This window comes from Candidatus Paceibacterota bacterium (assembly GCA_041661265.1).
In the GTDB taxonomy this organism is placed as follows: Bacteria; Patescibacteriota; Minisyncoccia; order JAHIHE01; family JAGLIN01; genus JBAZUT01.
Genome location: JBAZUT010000002.1, coordinates 96,165 through 115,827, shown reverse-complemented (window position 1 = coordinate 115,827; position 19,663 = coordinate 96,165). Strand labels below are relative to the sequence as shown.

17 protein-coding genes are annotated in these 19,663 nt (G+C 44.2%); 12 read left to right on the top strand and 5 right to left on the bottom strand.

Going from position 1 to position 19,663, the window contains the following annotated elements; translation table 11 throughout:
- Positions 1–109: 109 nt before the first annotated feature.
- On the bottom strand, positions 110–1,543 hold the full coding sequence (locus tag WC788_02065) for a HAMP domain-containing sensor histidine kinase (GenBank protein MFA6096396.1): 1,434 nt from the start codon (positions 1,541–1,543) through the stop codon (positions 110–112).
- A 26-nt stretch (positions 1,544–1,569) separates the two neighbouring features.
- Positions 1,570–6,747 (bottom strand): Ig-like domain-containing protein, encoded by a 5,178-nt coding sequence (locus WC788_02060; protein ID MFA6096395.1) that lies wholly within the window; start codon positions 6,745–6,747, stop codon positions 1,570–1,572.
- Between the two features lie 52 nt (positions 6,748–6,799).
- Here WC788_02060 and WC788_02055 point away from each other — a divergent pair, with 52 nt between their 5' ends.
- Positions 6,800–7,174, top strand: coding sequence for a hypothetical protein (locus WC788_02055; GenBank protein ID MFA6096394.1), 375 nt, complete (start codon positions 6,800–6,802; stop codon positions 7,172–7,174).
- 1 nt (position 7,175) lies between these two features.
- Here WC788_02055 and WC788_02050 read toward each other — a convergent pair whose 3' ends face one another.
- A complete protein-coding gene (locus tag WC788_02050) occupies positions 7,176–8,093 on the bottom strand; it encodes a magnesium transporter CorA family protein (protein ID MFA6096393.1) in 918 nt (305 codons plus the stop codon).
- Positions 8,094–8,316: 223 nt separating this feature from the next.
- Here WC788_02050 and WC788_02045 point away from each other — a divergent pair, with 223 nt between their 5' ends.
- The 5 genes from WC788_02045 (at position 8,317) to WC788_02025 (ending at position 11,223) form a co-directional block, all read left to right on the top strand.
- Positions 8,317–8,904: a hypothetical protein gene (locus tag WC788_02045; GenBank protein MFA6096392.1), complete on the top strand. Its 588-nt coding sequence runs from the start codon at positions 8,317–8,319 to the stop codon at positions 8,902–8,904.
- A gap of 105 nt (positions 8,905–9,009) precedes the next feature.
- The gene (locus WC788_02040) at positions 9,010–9,762 is read left to right on the top strand and encodes a hypothetical protein (GenBank protein ID MFA6096391.1); all 753 of its coding nucleotides are present in this window, start codon (positions 9,010–9,012) and stop codon (positions 9,760–9,762) included.
- 138 nt (positions 9,763–9,900) lie between these two features.
- Positions 9,901–10,089, top strand: a complete 189-nt coding sequence (locus tag WC788_02035) for a hypothetical protein (GenBank protein ID MFA6096390.1) — start codon at positions 9,901–9,903, stop codon at positions 10,087–10,089.
- A 55-nt stretch (positions 10,090–10,144) separates the two neighbouring features.
- Positions 10,145–10,567, top strand: coding sequence for an Hsp20/alpha crystallin family protein (locus tag WC788_02030; GenBank protein ID MFA6096389.1), 423 nt, complete (start codon positions 10,145–10,147; stop codon positions 10,565–10,567).
- 128 nt (positions 10,568–10,695) lie between these two features.
- Complete coding sequence (locus WC788_02025; protein ID MFA6096388.1) at positions 10,696–11,223, top strand: nucleotide exchange factor GrpE; 528 nt, start codon at positions 10,696–10,698, stop codon at positions 11,221–11,223.
- A gap of 116 nt (positions 11,224–11,339) precedes the next feature.
- Here the strand turns inward: WC788_02025 and WC788_02020 are convergent, their stop codons facing one another.
- A complete protein-coding gene (locus tag WC788_02020; GenBank protein ID MFA6096387.1) occupies positions 11,340–11,576 on the bottom strand; it encodes a hypothetical protein in 237 nt (78 codons plus the stop codon).
- Positions 11,577–11,723: 147 nt separating this feature from the next.
- Here WC788_02020 and dnaK point away from each other — a divergent pair, with 147 nt between their 5' ends.
- A complete protein-coding gene (dnaK, locus tag WC788_02015) occupies positions 11,724–13,586 on the top strand; it encodes a molecular chaperone DnaK (protein MFA6096386.1) in 1,863 nt (620 codons plus the stop codon).
- A gap of 49 nt (positions 13,587–13,635) precedes the next feature.
- Here the strand turns inward: dnaK and WC788_02010 are convergent, their stop codons facing one another.
- Complete coding sequence (locus tag WC788_02010; protein MFA6096385.1) at positions 13,636–13,803, bottom strand: hypothetical protein; 168 nt, start codon at positions 13,801–13,803, stop codon at positions 13,636–13,638.
- 191 nt (positions 13,804–13,994) lie between these two features.
- On the opposite strand from WC788_02010, the gene WC788_02005 reads away from it, so the two are divergent.
- From WC788_02005 to WC788_01985, 5 genes are all read left to right on the top strand, one after another.
- On the top strand, positions 13,995–14,294 hold the full coding sequence (locus tag WC788_02005; protein MFA6096384.1) for a hypothetical protein: 300 nt from the start codon (positions 13,995–13,997) through the stop codon (positions 14,292–14,294).
- A gap of 341 nt (positions 14,295–14,635) precedes the next feature.
- Complete coding sequence (locus tag WC788_02000) at positions 14,636–14,959, top strand: hypothetical protein (protein ID MFA6096383.1); 324 nt, start codon at positions 14,636–14,638, stop codon at positions 14,957–14,959.
- Positions 14,960–15,183: 224 nt separating this feature from the next.
- Entirely contained in the window at positions 15,184–17,022 is a 1,839-nt protein-coding gene (locus WC788_01995) for an efflux RND transporter periplasmic adaptor subunit (protein MFA6096382.1), read from the top strand.
- A 276-nt stretch (positions 17,023–17,298) separates the two neighbouring features.
- The gene (locus WC788_01990; GenBank protein ID MFA6096381.1) at positions 17,299–18,030 is read left to right on the top strand and encodes an ABC transporter ATP-binding protein; all 732 of its coding nucleotides are present in this window, start codon (positions 17,299–17,301) and stop codon (positions 18,028–18,030) included.
- Positions 18,031–18,258: 228 nt separating this feature from the next.
- Positions 18,259–19,488, top strand: coding sequence for an ABC transporter permease (locus WC788_01985; protein ID MFA6096380.1), 1,230 nt, complete (start codon positions 18,259–18,261; stop codon positions 19,486–19,488).
- Positions 19,489–19,663: the final 175 nt, after the last annotated feature.

Here is a 19,663-nt window from a genome sequence, read left to right as displayed (position 1 = left end):
TGTGCGCAGTTCCTTCCTTAATTTATATTTTTTATTTCAATCTCTCGGCAGAATGTAGTTTACCACTTATGCTCATTCTGTCAAGCGGGGCTTGTTGTTATATTAAATATTATTTTCCGGATGATCTCGATTTTGCCGGATCAAGGACCACGGTAAATTGCGTTCCGGCGCCCTTCATGCTCTCGATATATATTTTTCCGTTCATAAGTTCCACGATCTGTTTCGTTATCCAAAGCCCCAGTCCGGTCCCGACGATCTTTTCGGTGTTTTCGTTCTTGATCCTGTAGAATTTTTCAAACAGCCTTTTCTGCTCTTCGGCGGACATTCCGATGCCCGTATCTTTGACCCTGATCTCCAGTTTATTATCCTTGTTCATTTCGGTTGAGACAGTCACACTGCCCTTTTCGGTATATTTTATGGAATTGCCCACAAGATTTACGAGCACTTGTTTCAGGCGTTCCGGATCGCACTGGATCGGAGGAAGTTCCTGCGGGGGTCTCTGATAGATAAGCGCAAGGTTCTTTGCGTCTGCTGAGATCTTCAGCTGACCGTTTATCTCTTCAACTATCGGCTCTATCTTGACATCACTCAGCTCCACGTCAAGGCGCCCCTGCTCGATCCTGGAAACGCTAAGAAGGTCTTCTACAAGCTCTTCCAGCCGTTTTGTGGATGCCATGACCCGGATCAGGCTTCTTTCCATTTCAGGATTCGCTATCTTTCCGAAAGTTCCTTCCAGGACGAGAGAAACATATCCTTTTATGGATGAGAGGGGGGTGCGGAGTTCATGAGAGGCCATGGAGATGAATTCATCTTTCATCTGATCAACCTCCTTGATCTTATTGTAGAGGAGCGCATAGTCCCAAAGCCTGATGTTGATCGAAAGAAAAGTGATCGTTGTAATGACTGTAATGATGAGCCAGAACATTGCGGAATTTCTATTCTCGCTTTCAAGGTCATCGATTATCTTTGAAGATGTCTTGAACGTGAGCAGGGCCTGTTTTTTTCCCGATGCGTCGCTCATGGGCATGGCCAGGATCCAAAAACGTTCGTTTCTTGAAAGATCGCCGACGAGAGCTTCTCCGTCCTTTGTGGCCAGAACTTGGAAGGAGGATGTGGCCAGTCCGTCATTATCCTTGAGTCCCCATGCCAGGTTGTAATAATAAAGATCTATGACCTTTCCGACTTCGGCGCGGTTCAAGGAAGCTGTCACTTTGAAAGATTCATTTGAGTCGGATCCTTCTTGAGTCAAAGCTTCGGGCGTCAATACCTCGATACTCTGAAATTCGGAGTTCCTTTTTGAAAGCGCATCGATCTTTTTCTGAAGTTCCGCCTGATCCGAAAGGTCATCTCTCACGAGGGCATATACGGAGCGGCCGACAGTAAGAAGCTGTTTTTGCAGCGATTTGTCGATGTTGTTGCTGTATTTCTCAATGACCGAATTCACATTCACGGTGATCAGGATCGGAATGAGGATGATAAGCAGAAGTCCGTAGCCCAGCTGGAACGACTCTTTGTTCTTTACGATCAGTTCCTTAATGGTCATATTGTGTCCGTTAATTATATTAGATCTTATTTCGCCGGATTATTCTTTCTTTTTCTGAGAATGAGCATTACGCCGAATATGCTCAGGGCGGTAGTTATGGAAAGGAATAGGATAAAGTTGTATTTTTGAGAGCTGATCTCAGCCGGAGTTTTTTCCGCGAGGTCGCTTATGGAAGTTTCCAGATAATTGCTTGCAGAAACTGCTTTCGCTTCTTTTATGAAAAGGCTTGACGGCTTGCTTTTCGCGACTATCTTTCCGGTTTCATCATTCACAACAACATAAACCTCATGTTCTCCATCGGAGAGAGATCTGTCGAGTTTATATTCCCAATTGCCTTCGTTGTTCGCTTTCAGGGTCAGAACGAGCGGCAGGTCGGAATAAATATATACGGTTACGATACTGTTCGGATCGGATGTTCCCGAAAGGAGATACCCAAGAGCGTCGGTTTCATTTCCGCTTGACGCATTGTCTATCTTTTCAACCGCAAGCGTTTCCGAGACCTCGCCGGAGGTTTTCGGATGTTCCAGGGTTATGTTTTCTATCATCGCTTTCTCGGCAGGGGAAAGGCTTCCCGTGAAAAGTCCGGGTCCCGAAGGATCATGGCCGGTCCGTATCTCTTCACCGTCATTGTATCCATCGCCGTCCGAATCCGTCTTGTCCGGATCTGTCCCAAGCAGCGATTCCATATCATCAGACAGGTTATCGCCGTCGGTGTCGATCATAAAGGCGACAGGTCCGGTCTGCACAAGGGTATCTTCGTCGTTCAGGACCATGTTCTCGGCAGCCGGAACTACCTTGAGACTGGTATCTTTTTGTGTGAGCGGGATCATTCCGTTGTTTTCAAATGCTTTCGATTCCATAAGGGCGCCCACTTTCATTGACTTTCCGATCATCTCGCCGGAATTATCTTTTATCTGAGCGAATTGAGCTTGCTTTGAAACAATATTGCCCAGATGTCCTTCTTCAAGGTTTTTCTTGCATTGCCAGTCTTCCACATTATCGCATTTCACTTTCGGAGCATACAGATTGAACATATATTTTTGGCACTCGTCGTCTTTTTCAATTCCGGCTTTCAGGCATTCTTTTGGTGCATATTTTTTGAACATAGCCTTATCGCACTCTTCTCTTGTCGAAGCTCCGGCTTCCTTGCAGACGGGCGGCATATATTTTTTCTCAAAATAGGAATCGCAGTCTTTCTGGTCGGTTATTCCCTTATCCTTGCATTCCTGTGGCATGTATATGGTTTTCATGACTTTGTCGCATTCTTCGGAGGTGTTTGCATTCGCTTTCTGGCATTCGATCGGGAATTTATCTTTTGGAATTTCATCTTTTCCGCTGTATTTCTCAAGCATATATTTTTTACACGCCTCGGGATTGAAGATGCCCGTTGCCTTGCAGTCGTCCGGCGCATACTTCTTGAACATGAATTTTTCGCACTCAGCCGGATCATCGATTCCGGCATCGATGCATTCCGGCGGTCCGTTTTTCTTGAACATGATCTTTTCGCACTCCTGTCCGGTTGTTACATTGGCGTCCCGGCATTCGACGGGCATGGAAAGGAGCATCATGTGTTTTTTGCATTCATCGGGGGAAGTGATCCGGGCGTCCCGGCATTCCGGCGGGAATTCGTTTATCGCCGGCTGTGCGATGCCAAAAGTGTTTTGTGTTATCTGGGGTTGCAGGTCGTTGAAAGTGCTATATGAATTTCTCATTATGTAATTGCATTCATCCTGAGTTGCGGCACTGCTGCATTCCGGAGGAGAGAATTTTTCGATCATGTATGTGTTGCAGGCATCCGCGGCGGTTATGTTGGCAGATTTACATTCCGGCGTCAGCATGAACTGTACACTCATTATTTTGTCGCACTCTTCTTTTGTCGTTGCGCCCTGATTCCGGCATTCCGGCGGCATGCTGGCCAGATAGATTATTTTTTGGCATTCTTCCGGAGTCTGAACGCCCTGGCTGACGCATTCCGGCGGCATGCTGTATTTATACATATATGCCTCGCAGGCTTTCTGGTCCAGGATATTCTGGTTTCTGCACTCCGGCGGGAGCATCATGTAATTCTGGCACGTTTCCGGTGTCAGATATCCCTTGTCCTTGCACTCCGGCGGCAGATAGAAGGAAGATGTTTGGTTAGGCGGTGGCAGTGTCGTGCTCGGCTGATTTGAAAATGAAGTATCCAGAACAATTTCTTTGGTGCTTACGCCGCTTGTGGCAATTGCTTTTATGAAATATTTTCCATCCGGAAAATCAAGGGTGCGAAGAACGAGGGAGCATTGCATGCCGTTGTTTGTTCCCGGAAATTCGGCATATTTCGGGCCGTCCACCTTGAATTTGCAGCTATCCATTTTTTGGGTGGATGAGATGGAGACGGTTCTTTCTCCGGAAAGAGGGGGCTGGAAAGCTTCATTGAAAGTGATATTGAAAATATCTGTGGACTGCGTTGTCGGAGTTGTTGTGGGAGTGGAAGAATAGTTGGCGACTACTGCGCTCACAAAGGCCGTTTTTTCATAAACGCCCTTTTTGGCTGTCGCAGAAATGGTATAGTTTCCGTCATAATATTGCGCCGTATTCCATAGGAAATAGAAATTGGTGGCGTCGATCTTGTTGGCCGCCGGATAGGTGGCCGAACCCGATTCTCTCTGCAGTTTAAAGTTCACAATGTCGGGTTCAATATTTGTTTTTATGGCAATTTTGACATCCCCTTTGATCGCCAAAGGTGTGATATTCTGGAAATACACTTCGAGCTGAGGAGTTGTTGTGGCGGTTTGATCCACCGGAGCAGCGATGTCTATGGTGAATATTCCAGTACAAACCTCGGGCATCGGGTTTGATCCGGTGCTATCAAGAGAAGCTTTTGCGCAAAAAACATAATTTCCGCCGGCCGCGAGATTTCCCATATCAAATTCTTTTCTCCAGGAGGCTGAATAGGGATCGAAGGTCAGCGCGATAGAATCGAATGCTATGGCTCCAAATGCGCCGTCCTTGCGGATCTTTCCTGAAACGTTATACAGTTTTGTTCCTGACGGCATCACCGTGATCTGCAGTGTTTTGAACGTTCCAGCACTGTTCAACACATCGGGATAAATTGAAATGCTCGTGGCGGAAGGGGTGGTGGTCGCCACTGTAAATGCGGCCGTGGTACAGGCCCATGGAATGGAAGTCGTGTTAAACATCCCGCTTGCGCAGAAATTGTAATTTCCGGCGAGACTGCTTATGTCATATTCATATGTCCAATATCCTACAGTTTGAAGAACTAAATTGAATGTCGTGTTTCCGACGATATTTCCCGACGAATCTTTTATTTTGCCGATAATATTCGTCGGCGTATATCCGGTCGGACTGGAAACCGTTTCAACTTTCATTATCCTCTTTGAAGGGTATCCTATTTTTTCAGTAACTATCGGCGATACGGTGAAGGCGGGAGCGGTCGAGGTGCCGGAAACTACCGTAAATGTCTGACTGGTAGCGGTCGTTGAACAATTAGACTCGAAACAGGCCTTAACAATATATGACCCAATAGATAAATTCAAAGTACTAAGATACAATGTCTGAGTACCTATATTATTGGGGCTGTTCAAAGAGGATACGACTGTGCCATCCGATCTATAAAGCTTCATATAGACATTACTGGCAATACCGCCGGGAGAACATGTCCAGGTGAAGTTTACAGGCTCACTTGCAACATAGGATGTATCTGCGTCATTAATAGCCGAAGTCAAGCTGGTGCAAGACGCGCCGCCTCCGTTATATGTTACAGAATTTGATTCCGTTCCTGTTGTTGAGCATGCGGTGGCATCACAGCCCATGACCTTGTATCGATAAACACTGCCAGTAGTAACATTTACGTCGTCATAATAAGAAATGGTTATATTTGAGGATAAGGGTTGGTAGGTCCCCGTGCCAATTTTTCTATGAATGCTGTATTTTGTGGCCGAGGCGGCTGGCGGCCAACTGACGACAATTTTTCCGACGATCGATTCAGCAGTTACATAGGACGGAGGTAAAGGCAAGCTCGTTGATGCGGGAGTGTTTAAAAATAACCATGCACTCTGGGACGGCTCGGGAGATTTATTTCCTGCCGCATCGTATGCGATAATTTTGTAATAATAACCTGTTCCCGAAGCAACAGTTGTATCTATGTATGAAGTTGTGGGAGAATTTCCTAATCTGATCCATGTTCCGTTAGTTCTCCAAACCTCGTATCCTGCGACTCCGACATTATCGGTGGATGCGGCCCATGAAAGATCAACTTCGTTATAATCATTTTTTGGAGCAGCAAGTTCCGTCGGTATGGCGGGTGGAATTGTATCGCCGGCATATCCGCTTACGGTCATTACATTGCCGACGACAACGCTTGTGTTGCTGCTGCCAACTGAGCCTGAGGCGCTGGTTGCCGTAAAGGATCCAAAAGATCCAGAAACCATTGAACCGGACATTGCAGAAGAATTAATATCTCCCCTGATCTCAATAGACCTGGTCAGGCTTGCAGGAATTTGTATATTTAAACCATCAAAACTTGCACTTGCTCCGGCAACACTAACCGCATTCACTTGGGTTGAGCTATCGTAGAGATGCAATGAGGAAATGTTTGTATAACCATTGAGCGAAACAGAGAGGCTATTCAGTGTAATAGCGCAATTCGGAAAAAGGTTGAATTTCACCAAAGAAGCTTCGCTTTGGCCCGGGCTGACATACTGAGCAGCCTGAGTATCAGGGGAGAGCGAAACAGTAAGCGAACAATTTTCGGCAGAACTGACAGTGATCACATTTGAATGCCCCGAACAACCGGATCCGGATCTGCATGCCTGAATTCGGTAATCATATGAAGTTCCGGCTGCAACCGTACCATCCGTATAGGTAGTTGCATTTGGAACTTCATACAGAGGAAGAGCCGTATAATTGCTCAATGAACTTTCTTTTCTTTCTATAGTAAACTTATCCGCGGTAGTCGACTGGTTGATCCATCTAAGCTTAATGGACGAAGCGGTAGGAGCTCCATCTACCGTCAAACTCGTCGGAGCAAGCGGTGTTCTGGCAAGAATTACTGTGTAATGATCGCTCTCCACCGTAGCGGAACTGCCATAAAAAGCTTTAGCATAAAAATCATATGTTCCATCGGTCAACGAACCGGTGCTGAAAGAATTAAAAATATAGTCAACCTCGACAGGGTCACTAGGGTTAACCTTATTTGCCGGCATTGAATTCGCACCTAAATAAAAAGTTATTCCGCTTAAACTTGCCTGACCTGGTATGCTGATTAACGGTACGTATGACATGCTTACGCTGGCCTTGAAAATTTCCGCGCCGTTCAATGTCATTCCGGAAGACGGCGGAAAATCTGCCGCGCCGTTATTCATAGTCAATGGCATATTGATGATCGCAGATGTGTCGCCTGTAGTCGTCGAAGCCAAAGAAAAACCGGTATTTTGTATCGTCAGGGAAGTCACCTGTGCTATTATAGCAAAGAAGGCAACTAGAAAAACTATTTGCCTGCAAAGGGTCCTGGGGGTCATATTTTTATTTTTATTTATATTAATGTCGACATTATTATACCACAAATCGAAAAAAAGCACCAACAAGGCGCTTTCCGTAATGCATTTTCCCGATCACTCGAATATCGGATAGTTTACAGCCATTTTTTGTATCTGAAAAAGACAATGAGCAACATGGACGCGATCATCATCATGAAGAAAATGATCCAGAATCCGACAGGGGATTCAACGAATGGCATCCCGTTGGTTATGTTCATACCGAACATATTTACCATGAGCGAAAGGGGAAGAATAATAACGGAAAAGGCGGTCAGGATCTTCATCGTGTCATTCAGTTTATATGACAGAAGCGATTCATTCGTGTGTTCCAGCGCCTCGATCATTTCTTTATGATTTTCCAAAGTGTTCCAGACCTTTATGTTGGAGCCTATGACCTCGGATGCAAGGCGGGAAAGATTTTCGTAGGTGATCTTGGAATAGGCATGCGCCAGATTTTCCAGCACGACTCTCTGAGGCTTGATTATCCGCCGGAAGCTTATGATGTCGTGCTTTATGATGGCGATCTCGCTGACCATTTTCCTTTCGTTGCCTTCGAAAATACCTTCATCGATGTTGTTTATATTGTCATCAATGTGATCAAGCATCGGAAGCCTCGAGTCTATCAGGAGGTCCAATATTCTGAACGCAAGGCAGACTGCGCTGTTCTCCATATATCTGTTCTTCAGTTTATCGTCCGAAACACACCGGTCGAAAAGCTGTTTCAACTCGGGAAATTGCACCGTATGGGAAGTTATCAAAATGTTTTTGAATATTATCATGTCGAGCTCCGCAGATTCGTTGGCTCTTTTTTTTCGGTTGAACAGGGGAAAATGGATCACCAAAAAAAGATAATCCTTATATTCTTCCAGTTTGGATCTCTTGATCGGGGGTGTCAGTTCGCTCAACACCGGGAGATTGATCGCAAATCTTTGTTTCAATAATGCGATGTCTTTGTTGCTCGGATTTGTGATATTTATCCAGATTGTTTTGTCTTTTTGTATTTCTTTGATCATATTTTATTTTATTGTTTCCGATCATATTATAACTTTTTTCCGGAACATTGACAAATTGAGGAATTATTTTGAAGCTGGCCGGTTTGGAGTACGGCCGTATCAAGCCGGCCGGATACGTTATTGACAAAAGGCATAATATAATATATAGTATATGGTTATTATTCGAAGAATATTCATATGTTTTGAATAATAATGATACATGGTAATTTACGAGGTGAGTTGATTGATAAAAATAACAAAGCGCATATTTGTTGTCGCAGCTGATCAGGCAAGAAATGATAAGGATCTGACCTTTTGGCAAAAAGATGAACCTCTTTCGCAGGAGGCGCAGAAAATAATGGATAATGTTTATCTGAGGTATTTGGCGGAGACTTCGTTCGTGCTTGCCGGCAGTTCGCACTTTACGAGAGCGATCCAGGCCGGACAGCGCATTTCGGGAGGCGGTTATGTCTCAAAATTTGATGATCTGGACCCGATTTCCGAAGGAGCGTGGGATCTGCTATTGGCGGAAAATCCCGGTGTAAGAAGATTTACGGACAGGGCAATGTTTGAACGACGCGAAAGCAGATATCTTCTTCTGGCAGAAGGAAAGAACTTGCTGCGTTTGATCAAGAGCATGGCCGACCGGATAGAAATGGGCCAAAATGTTCTTCTCATTTGCAGTAGGCTCTTCATCGAAAGCGCAATGGCGCAAACGGAAGACAGGATCAATCTGAGATATCTGGAAAACGGGGACGTGGTATTGTTCCAGTTCGAAGAAAACAAGAAATTTGTCGGATTGGAAATACTTCCAAGCAGACTGAGTCGGTAAAAAAGCCGATTCTTTTTTATATACATTCGGATACTTGACTCATCTTTAAAAAATATTATAATGGAATTAGCACTCTAGGTGTTTAAGTGCTAATCTGATAAAATCATGGAAAACAGGAAAGAATTGATACTCGGCTCGATCGTAAGGGAATATGTCGATTCGGCAATTCCGGTGAGTTCGGTTCTGTTGAAAGATAAGTATGATTTCGATATAAGTTCGGCGACTCTGCGATCCGAAATGCTGGAGCTTGAGGATGAAGGATATCTCTATCAGCCTCACACTTCGGCAGGGAGGATCCCGACCGACAAAGGCTTCAGGTATTTCGTGGATGTGCTTATGGAAGAAAGGGGACAGTTGAGTCCCCGGGAGCAGAAGTCGCTCGAGGTCGAGGTGCTGAAATTAAAAGCTCAGAACAAGATGCTTGCAAGAACCACCGCGAATCTTCTTTCTGCGATGTCGGGAAATCTGGCGCTGTCCGGAATCATAGACTCGGAGGATTTTTATAAGGCGGGTGTCCAGAGGCTTCTTTCTCAGCCGGAATTCACAAATTTGGACAGTATTTCGAAGATCGCGGAAGTAATCGACTATCTGGATGGAAGCGTTCAGAAATTATCGAAAGAGCTCAAGGGAAGATCGGAAGTTGAGATCTTTATAGGCAAAGAAAATCCGATCTCGGGCGCAGATGAGTGCAGTATGGTGGTTTCAAGATATAATCTGAAAGGCGGAGAAGAAGGGATGCTTGCCATAATCGGACCGAAGAGGATGAAATATTCCAGGAACGTATCATTGATTGATTATATTAAAAAGTTACTTGGGGGAGGATCGGTGATGGCGGTAATGATAATTGTATTATATTAAGTTCATAATTTTCAATTTAACATTGATCATTCATTGAAAATTGTGAATTGGTAATTGATAATTTATTATTTTCATTGACAGTGGATTGTGTTTATCGGCATGGTTCGTAATATATGAAATATTAACAAATTTAAACTAATGAATATGTCAAAGTTCTATGTGTGTACAGAAGGATGCGGAAGCATCGAGGAAACCGACAAAGAAAAAGCTCCGGTCTGCTGCGGCAAGCCGATGAAGGAAGTCAACGAGGAAGAGCTTTTTAGCTGTCCGGGATGTGCTGGGTGTCATGCGGATTGCAAGGGCGCATCCGAAGAAAACAAGAAATAAGCGTTTTTGCAGAACATAATTTAAAAATTATCAAAAACGGAAGGGGGTGATAATCATGGATATTATCAAATGGAGGCCTTTTCAGGATTTTGACAGATTTTTTGAGGGAGATGATCTTTTTCCGATGATCCCGGCTGTTTCAAGAAAATCGAAACCGTCCATGAACGTATATCGGACAGATGGCAGCGTTGTGGCGGAAGTTGCTCTTGAGGGAATGGATCCGAAGAATGTCGAGGCGAGCATAGAGAATGACGTTCTGACGGTCAAAGGAGAAGAAAAAAAAGAAAAAGAGACCAAAGAGAAGAATTATTATTTCAAGGAAATAAGATCGGGAAGCTTCAGCCGCAGCATCGCCCTTCCTGCTCACGTCAAGGCGGGCGAGGCGAAAGCGGAGAGCAAGGATGGGATACTCAAAATAACCGTTCCTGTCGACGAGAAAAAGGCAAACAAGAAAATTCCGATCGAGGTCGGAAAATAGTCTTGTTCACAGTGCATATCTGCGGGCCCGACACTGATGTCGGGGCTCGGGACGATGAAGCCATCGGGGGTCATGGCTTGATGGTCCGGAGTAATTAACCGATACTCCTTTAGCATTAATCAATAAATATGAGTTCAAATATCGGGGATGACGAGAAAAATGGCGAAGAAACCGATGTTCAATCGGATGAATTGGAAAAGAAGCTGGAAGAAGAGATGAAAAGATCGGAGGAATATCTGAACAACTGGAAACGTGCGCAGGCTGATTTCGTCAATTACAAAAGAAGAGAGAGCGAGCTTTTCGAGGATCTGATCGATTCTGCGAAGGCGGGATTGATCATGGAGGTTATGCCTATATACGATTCTCTTTCGATCGCAATAAAGCATACGCCGAAAGAAATGGAAGGATCGGAATGGGCGAAGGGTATCCGCCAGATCAAACTGCAGCTCGAGGATCTTCTCAAAAAAAAGGGGCTTGAAGAGATAAAGGCGATCGGGGAAAAATTCAGCACCGATGTCCACGATGCGGTTGAAATGATAGAATCGGAAAAACCGGAAGGCGAGATCGTGGATGAGATCCAGAAGGGATATAGATTCAATGGAAAATTGGTCCGGGCGGCGAAAGTGAAAGTGGCGAAAAAAGCGCAAAAAAAATAAGAGCGTTTTTTCGCTCTTTGGGGTGTTAGAATTTCAAATACTTTTGATTATTTATATACCATGCGGTCTCTGCCGCATGTCAATACTCGCTTCAGGCGAGCATCGACCTGCAGGGTCTAACGCTCTGCAGTGTCGAAATGTTTTTTTACTTTCTGGATAATTCTTCTCGATATTGGGTTTTTGTCAAATGACAAGAAGAAATACAGCATAAACATTATTATAAAAGCGAATGCCAGAACTGGAATTGCATAGAGGGAATTGCCAATCATAATCATTATTGTGAATAAAACTATGACTGAAATTATTGTAGCTGCAATGCAATCAACCATTGACTCTAATCTGAAATGTGCCATTTAAAAACCTCCATAAATTTTTTGTTTTTGTTAATTCAATAATAAAATTAATACATGATAATGTCAATTATACGATCACATTATGATAATTGGATAACTATCCAGTGATAACTTTATAAACTTTTAACTTTATAACTATATAAAATTATGGCAAAAATAATAGGGATCGATCTCGGAACATCAAATTCGGCGGCGTCAGTTATGGAAGCGAGCCGTCCGGTCATCATACCTTCATCCGAAGGAGCCACATTGGGCGGAAAAGCATTTCCTTCCGTGGTGGCTTTTACGAAAAAAGGGGAATTTCTGGTCGGAGAACCTGCAAGGAGGCAGGCGGTTACGAATCCGGAAGGAACGATCATGGCGGCGAAAAGGAAAATGGGAACGAATTTCAAATATAACGTGTTCGGGAAAGAATACACTCCTCAGCAGATCTCCGCTTTCATTCTGCAGAAAATAAAGAAAGACGCGGAAGCATATCTCGGAGAGAGGATCGATAAGGCGGTCATAACCGTGCCGGCTTATTTTGATGATTCGCAGAGACAGGCAACGAAGGATGCCGGAACGATCGCGGGGCTGGAAGTTGTGAGGATCATCAACGAACCTACGGCGGCGGCGCTTGCCTATGGGCTCGACAAGGAAGGCAAGGAACAGAAGATAATCGTATTCGATCTGGGAGGGGGAACTCTGGATGTGACGATCATGGAATTCGGCGGAGGGGTTTTTGAAGTGCTTTCGACATCGGGAGACACTCAGCTTGGCGGAACGGATATGGATAAGGCGCTTGTTGATTATATCGTTAAGGAATTCAAAGCTGAGAGCGGGATCGACGTGTCAAAGGACAAGATGGCCATGCAGAGAGTTCGGGAAGCGGCCGAGAAATCGAAGATCGAGCTCAGTTCTGCAATGGAAACGGATATAAACCTTCCTTTCATCACAGCGACGGCAGAGGGCCCGAAGCATCTTACGCTGAAATTCACGCGCGCAAAACTTGAAGAATTGATCAAGCCTCTTATCGACAGGATGAGGCATCCGATAGAGCAGGCAATGAGCGACGCAAAGCTTTCGGCGCAGCAGATCCACAAGGTGATCCTGGTCGGAGGTCCCACCAGGATGCCGATCGTGCAGAAATTCGTTGAAGACTATGTCGGGAAAAAGATCGAACGGGGAGTTGATCCGATGGAATGCGTGGCTATGGGAGCGGCTGTGCAGGGAGCCGTGCTTTCGGGTGAAGTGAAGGACGTTCTTCTCCTGGATGTCACTCCGCTTTCTCTCGGGATCGAAACATTGGGCGGAGTTTCCACCAAGCTTATCGAAAGGAACACTACGATCCCGACATCGAAAACGCAAGTATTTTCGACGGCGGCTGACAGCCAGCCTTCGGTTGAGATCAATGTGCTTCAGGGAGAAAGAGAAATGGCCTCTGATAACAAGTCTCTCGGAAGATTTATTTTGGACGGCATACCTCCGGCGCCAAGAGGCACTCCGCAAGTCGAGGTCACTTTCGATATTGATGCGAACGGCATACTGAATGTGAAGGCGAAAGATAAGGCGACAAACAAGGAACAGTCGATAAGGATCGAATCGTCATCCGGCCTCTCGAAAGAAGAGATCGAAAGAATGAAGAAGGATGCCGAGGTCAATGCGGCTACGGACCGGGCAAAGAAAGAGAAGATCGAAGCGAAGAACAATGCCGATACGATGATCTATACGACAGAAAAGATGATCCGCGAGGCGGGCGACAAACTGAAGGCCGAAGACAAGAAGTCCATCGAAGAAAAAGTGGCGATCCTCAAGAAAGTGAAAGACGGGGAGGATATCGATGCAATAAAAAAAGCCCTGGAAGATCTTTCGCAGGAAGCGCAAAAGATCGGAACGGCTATGTATCAGCAGGCTCAGCCGGAAAAAGACGGCGGCGCGAAAAAAGAAAATGAAAAGGGTCCGGTCGAGGGAGAATATGAAGAAGTGAAGGATAATGACAAGGGAGACAAGAAGGATGAAGACAAAAAATAAATTCACATAAAAAAAGCGGGTTAGCCCGCTTTTTTTCATATCAAAATGTCTATTGAGATATATAGTCCACAATTGCAGTGAACCAGCCCTTGTTTATTCCCGCCTGGACGAATCCCAAAAAAAGCAGAAGAATGATAACAAACATAAAGTAATTTGCGGAACTGATCGGATCGACGCTGCCTTTGTATGCGGGCTTGCCCCATTTCCCTTTTCCCATGAATGATAGTTAGTATTAAGTATCTAGTATTTAGTATAAAAAACAAATACCGGCAATAAGTTAAAATATTACAATTGATATGTTCATTTTACTTCATTCGCATAAAGTTGACAAGTAAAGTGTATTATGGTAGTTTATTGCTAACGATTGTAGTTTGTCAAACAAATAAATATATAAGAGGTGTATAATAAATGGCAGAAATAGTAGATGAAACGGGAATGGTGTTTGATTGGAATCCTGAAATCCGTAATTTTGGAATTACCAGGGAACAATTCCAGTCGGATGTGTTGAGAAAGGAAGATTCGAATATCAGTCTCGCAAGACTGAAGAGCACAATCAACTTCGAGCTTGAAGATGCCGATGAAAGGATTGAGAGGAAATTCAATGCCATAATCGGAAAACTTCTACCGGCCGAGGTAAAAATATTCCTGGGATTAACCCACGAAGAAAAAGAATATTTCATACAAACCAGGGGAGCAACAACATTTTAAAAAAATAGACAAACTGACAAATTACGATCGGAAGAGAGGAGCAAGAAAAGCGTGAAAGTACATTTACTGTCAAAGAGGAAATGAACTTTAAGATCATACAATTTGTTTTTCTTGCCCCCCTCTAAAACGTCCTATTTATAGGGTGTTTTTGTTTTATGGGGACCTTGAACTTATCCATATGGCGGCAGTTGCGAAATTTTTCAATTTCATTCATAATGGGGTATATAAAACGCTATGATAGAGATCATGAAACTTTTTGATTAAAGGAATTTTTTCCGTTATTTCCCGGTAAGTCCGAAGCGATCGATCAGGTCCTTGAAAAAAACAATAAGCATATCATCATGAACAAATTATTGCGGTATCTTGTCTTCGGATATGCACTTACATTCAATGCAGGCGTTGCTTTTGGCACAAGCATTCCGACGTGGGGGCAAAAAAAGGCGCCTAAAAATGTTCAAACGGACGTAGTGCAGTCGATCCTGAATATAATAAATTTTATTCTTGGCGTGGTCGCCATGATCTGTGTTCTTATGATCATTTTCGGGATGGTAACAGGAGGAGCCAATGCAATAAAGTACGCGCTTGTCGGATTGGTGATATGCGGGCTTGCATATGCCATGATTATCGTGGTCTCGACCGTTGTGCTGACAAGAGGAGTTTCATAGATCAAGCCAAGCGGCGCATTTCGATCTTTTACGATATCAGAGCCTGCATCGTAAGTTCGCATTGGCCAAAAACTCATAATTACAGCTGGCAAATCATTCAAAACTTGTCGGCTTAACACAGGCTAAACCTCCTCATTTTCATCATTTTTGCTCAAAATTCTGAATTTTATAGCTCAAAAGAAACTTATCAGAGAGATTCTCATAATTTTTAATATTTTTCCATCATGTCCAAGCGAAACATAATTATTGCAGTTGCAGTTCTATTGATCATAATTATCGCTTTTTTCAGTTTTTCAAAAAAACCGGAGCCTAAATATACGACTGCGCAAGTGACCAGGGGGGAGGTTCTGCAGACCGTATCTGCAACCGGCACGGTTGAGGCGGCGAAGAAGCTTGATCTGAATTTTGTAAATTCGGGCAAGGTTCAGGAAATAAACGTTAAGGTCGGGGATCATGTCGAGCAGGGCGCTATTATCGCAAAGCTGGATACGGCTCAATTGGATTCTCAGCTTGAACAGGCGAGGGCGAGTCTGAATTCGGCGACCGCGGATCTGAACAAGCTGATAGAGGGAGCAACTGATGAAGATCTGAAGTTATCCCAGACTGCCGTTGAGAATGCAAGGATTGCATTGGAAAATGCACAGCAAAGCTTGCTGGATGCCGAGGAGGGATCGCAGAATGACATCTTGAGCGCAGAAGCTTCTGTGAACAGCGCAAAGACCACCCTGGCAAATGCCCGGAAGAGTCTTGATAATACCACGACTTCGAATGAAAATAATCTGAATCAAGATTATGATAATGCGTGGGATACGATCAATGCAGGCCTCGTGACGGCATCCAACTCGCTGAATACGAATAAGACGACGCTGGAATATGAAGATGCTCAGGATACCTTGAGCGTACTCAATATCCAATATCTCAATAATGCAACATCTAGCAAGGCAGTGGCCACTAATTCATATAATACAGCCAATGATTACGCGATCAGCATCACTTCTTCGCTGACGCACGATAAGACCGATGAAGCTCTTCTTAAGACGAAAAATGCTCTTGAGAATATCCGGACCGCGCTCAGCGATACATACAAAGTTCTTTCGGCGACCGTAACCTCGTCGACACTGACGCAAACCGAGCTTGATACGTTGAAATCGAATATTTCTTCAGCCAGGACTTCAACGAACACTTCAATATCCAACATAACTACAGCCAATCAGGATGTTTCTACGCAGAAGATAACAAATCAGACGAATTTGGACAGCGCTCAGGCCACGGTCAATTCGGCGCAAAGCTCCCTGGATCTTTATGAGCAATCTTTGGTTTCCGCAAGGTCATCCGCAAGCCTGAGGGTCAATGCCGCGGAGAGTTCGGTTAAGGCTGCCGAGGGGGCTCTGAATCAGGCCGAGGACCAGCTCGCGTTTAAAAAAGCGAGGCCGAGGAGCGCTGACATGCTTTCATTCCAATCGCAGGTCAAGAAAGCGCAGGCAAATGTGGATCTCATACAGAACCAGATCGATAATTCCACTCTCAAGTCTCCCGATAAAGGCATCATCACGGAAATTAACGGCGAGATAGGAGAGATTGCCACGTCGGCAAAAGTTTTCGTTTCGATCATAACCACGGACAGTTTTGAAATAAAAGCAAATATCTCCGAAGTGGACATAGCCAAAGTGAAGATCGAGGATGAAGTGAAAATAACCTTTGACGCGCTTGGTCCGGACAAAGAATTTGTCGGAAAGATCATCAGCATTGATCCGGCGCAGACCGAGGTGTCCGGCGTCATATATTACAAAGTTACGGCAATGTTCACAGCTGATGCGCAGATCATAAAACCGGGAATGACCGCCAATCTCGACATCCTGACCGCAAAGAAAGAAAATGTGCTTATGATTCCGTTCCAGGCTCTCAAAGAAGATGGTTCGCGAAAATATGTTCAGATCGTCGAAAATGGAAAGCTGACGGATGTCAACATTGAAATGGGATTGAAAGGGGATATAAACATAGAGGTTTTGAGCGGACTTTTCGAGGGCCAGAGCGTTGTAACGTTCGTTGAGGGTCAGGCCTAGCGACCAGTTCGCGGATCGATGAAAAGGGGAGGCAAGCCAAAACAAACCACCCCGCTTTTCAGCCGGGGTGGTTTGCGGATGGAAGCTACCATTCAGCTTCTTCAGCTTCTTCGATCTTGGAAGAAATGTCGTATTTTTCCATCTGTTCGTTAAGTTTATCTAAAGCTACATCGATCATATCTTGTATTTCGTAGTTCATAATGTCTTCCTTTCTTGTTTTGTTTGTGACAAAACGTTACATTATTTAACTTTAAATTATAGCATAAAACTACTATAATGTCAATAGCAGAGTTGATAAAACTGAAGGATATAAAAAAAATTTATACGAACGGGGAGGTGGAAACGAGCGTGTTAAAAGGCGTTTCGTTTTCAGTCAATGAAGGCGAATTTGTCGCCATTATGGGGGCATCGGGTTCGGGAAAATCAACTCTTATGCATCTAATTGGTTTTTTGGACAAACCTTCAAGCGGAGATTATTATTTTGAGGGCCTTGATACTTCCAAGCTGGATGATGACAAGCTTGCCGAGTTTCGCAGTGAAAAGATCGGATTTATTTTTCAATCATATAATCTTCTGCAGAGGACCAGTGTTCTGGAGAATGTGCTTCTTCCAACGACCTATTTGGCCAATATCAATGAAAAGGAAATGAAGGAAAAAGCCGTTGCGCTTCTTGCGAAAGTCGGTTTGACGCATAGGCTTGACCATAGGCCGAATCAATTATCGGGCGGAGAACAGCAAAGAGTGGCTATCGTGAGGGCTCTTATAAACAATCCGAGGCTTATTCTTGCCGATGAACCGACGGGAAATCTTGACAGCAAATCCGGCGAAGAGATCGTTGAGATATTGCAAAAGCTGAACAATGAAGGCCATACAATTATCATGGTTACGCATGAAAAATATACCGCAGAGTGTGCAAAGAGGATCCTGCATGTAAAAGACGGGCTTATTATAGAAGACGAAGTAATAGGCAAAAGAAGACTTGCTGCGAATGGGGAGTTTAAGAAATGATCGTAACCGCAGAGTATTTTCTTGTTCTAATTATCATGATTGATCTGATTAATAGGCATTGAGTAGTTTTCAATGGTCAATTTACAATTTTCAGTGAATTTTCAATTACGTAATTTTCAAATTGGATATTGATGAATTGGAATTTGAATGTAAATTGATAATTGTGAATTGAAAATTAAAGAATAAAATTCATGATAATTACATTTTTTTAGGCATTATGAGATAATTATGAAAATTGTTAAAATTATTAAATTTGCACTTGGAAACATCGCTGTCAACAAAAGGCGGTCTTTTTTGACTATGCTGGGAATCATCATAGGAGTGGGCAGTGTCATAACGATCATGGCGGTGGGCGCAGGGGCGCAAAGCTATGTTTTCAATCAGATCGAATCCCTTGGAAGCAATCTCGTAGGGGTTCTTCCCGGCGCCAGCGAGGAAGGCGGTCCGCCTTCATCGATGTTCGGGGTTGTGATAACGACGCTCACCTATGATGACGCCAAAGAGATCAAAAAGATCCCCCATATCATCGCCGTAACCCCGTATGTCAATGGGAATGCCGATATTTCCTATGAAAACAGATCGAAAAATGCCACTTTTTCGGGAGTGACTTCGGATTTCATCAACGTTGAAAATGCGGAAGTCGTGAGCGGAAGATTCATTGTCCAGGATGAAGATGAAAGCGTTTCCAGGATCGTGGTTCTGGGAAATTCCGTTTATGAAAAATTATTCATCGCGGAAAACGCGATCGGAAGGAGGGTGAAAATAGATCAGGAGAGTTTCGTCGTCGTCGGCATTTTGAAGAAGAAAGGTTCATCCGTCTCCGGCCAGGACGACCAGGTCTTTATTCCGGTCAAGACGGCGCAGAAGATCATGCTGGGGATCGACCATATTTCTTTTCTTAGGGGCAAGGTGGACCTGAAAGAGAACATTCCAATGGCCATAAGTATGATACGCAAATTATTGATGCAGAGGCACAACATAACCGATCCCGCTAAGGCAGATTTTACGGTGCGCAGCATGACGCAAGCGCTGGACATAATCGGAAGCGTGACAAATGCCCTTAATCTGTTCCTGGGTGCGATTGCTGCCATATCTCTCATTGTGGGCGGAGTCGGGATAATGAACATCATGCTGGTCAGCGTGACGGAACGGACCAGGGAGATCGGTCTTCGAAAGGCGATCGGCGCCAAGCGGTCCGATATCAGGAACCAGTTCCTTGTGGAATCCGTAATGCTTACTTTCGTCGGCGGGTCTATCGGAGTGATCCTGGGGTCGATATTTTCGGTTTTGATCGCTCTCGTTCTGCAATATCTCGGGTATCACTGGGAGATGATTATCTCTCCTTTTTCAGTTATAATTTCCGTGTCTGTTGCGGTGATCATCGGGATCGTTTTTGGACTTTACCCGGCCCATAAGGCGGCAAAATTAAATGCGATCGAAGCATTGAGATACGAATAATATTTAAAAATAAAAATTTAAAGATCAAAATGAAAAATATATGAATAATCTTTGAATATTTCATGAATTCAATAATAAATTTATCGTAGGAGGGATTATTGCATGAATGATGGATAATATTCGACCAGGCAGAAACTTATAAGAGCGGAATTATTCATGATTTTGACCGATAAAA

Excerpts from the sequence above, each read along its gene's own strand:
- WC788_02065 (MFA6096396.1), bottom strand. The coding sequence starts at position 1,543 with ATGACCATTAAGGAACTGATCGTAAAGAACAAAGAGTCGTTCCAGCTG.
- WC788_02060 (MFA6096395.1), bottom strand. The coding sequence starts at position 6,747 with ATGCCGGCAAATAAGGTTAACCCTAGTGACCCTGTCGAGGTTGACTAT.
- WC788_02055 (MFA6096394.1), top strand. The coding sequence starts at position 6,800 with ATGCTGATTAACGGTACGTATGACATGCTTACGCTGGCCTTGAAAATT.
- WC788_02050 (MFA6096393.1), bottom strand. The coding sequence starts at position 8,093 with ATGATCAAAGAAATACAAAAAGACAAAACAATCTGGATAAATATCACA.
- WC788_02040 (MFA6096391.1), top strand. The coding sequence starts at position 9,010 with ATGGAAAACAGGAAAGAATTGATACTCGGCTCGATCGTAAGGGAATAT.
- WC788_02035 (MFA6096390.1), top strand. The coding sequence starts at position 9,901 with ATGAATATGTCAAAGTTCTATGTGTGTACAGAAGGATGCGGAAGCATC.
- WC788_02030 (MFA6096389.1), top strand. The coding sequence starts at position 10,145 with ATGGATATTATCAAATGGAGGCCTTTTCAGGATTTTGACAGATTTTTT.
- WC788_02025 (MFA6096388.1), top strand. The coding sequence starts at position 10,696 with ATGAGTTCAAATATCGGGGATGACGAGAAAAATGGCGAAGAAACCGAT.
- WC788_02020 (MFA6096387.1), bottom strand. The coding sequence starts at position 11,576 with ATGGCACATTTCAGATTAGAGTCAATGGTTGATTGCATTGCAGCTACA.
- dnaK (MFA6096386.1), top strand. The coding sequence starts at position 11,724 with ATGGCAAAAATAATAGGGATCGATCTCGGAACATCAAATTCGGCGGCG.
- WC788_02010 (MFA6096385.1), bottom strand. The coding sequence starts at position 13,803 with ATGGGAAAAGGGAAATGGGGCAAGCCCGCATACAAAGGCAGCGTCGAT.
- WC788_02005 (MFA6096384.1), top strand. The coding sequence starts at position 13,995 with ATGGCAGAAATAGTAGATGAAACGGGAATGGTGTTTGATTGGAATCCT.
- WC788_02000 (MFA6096383.1), top strand. The coding sequence starts at position 14,636 with ATGAACAAATTATTGCGGTATCTTGTCTTCGGATATGCACTTACATTC.
- WC788_01995 (MFA6096382.1), top strand. The coding sequence starts at position 15,184 with ATGTCCAAGCGAAACATAATTATTGCAGTTGCAGTTCTATTGATCATA.
- WC788_01990 (MFA6096381.1), top strand. The coding sequence starts at position 17,299 with ATGTCAATAGCAGAGTTGATAAAACTGAAGGATATAAAAAAAATTTAT.
- WC788_01985 (MFA6096380.1), top strand. The coding sequence starts at position 18,259 with ATGAAAATTGTTAAAATTATTAAATTTGCACTTGGAAACATCGCTGTC.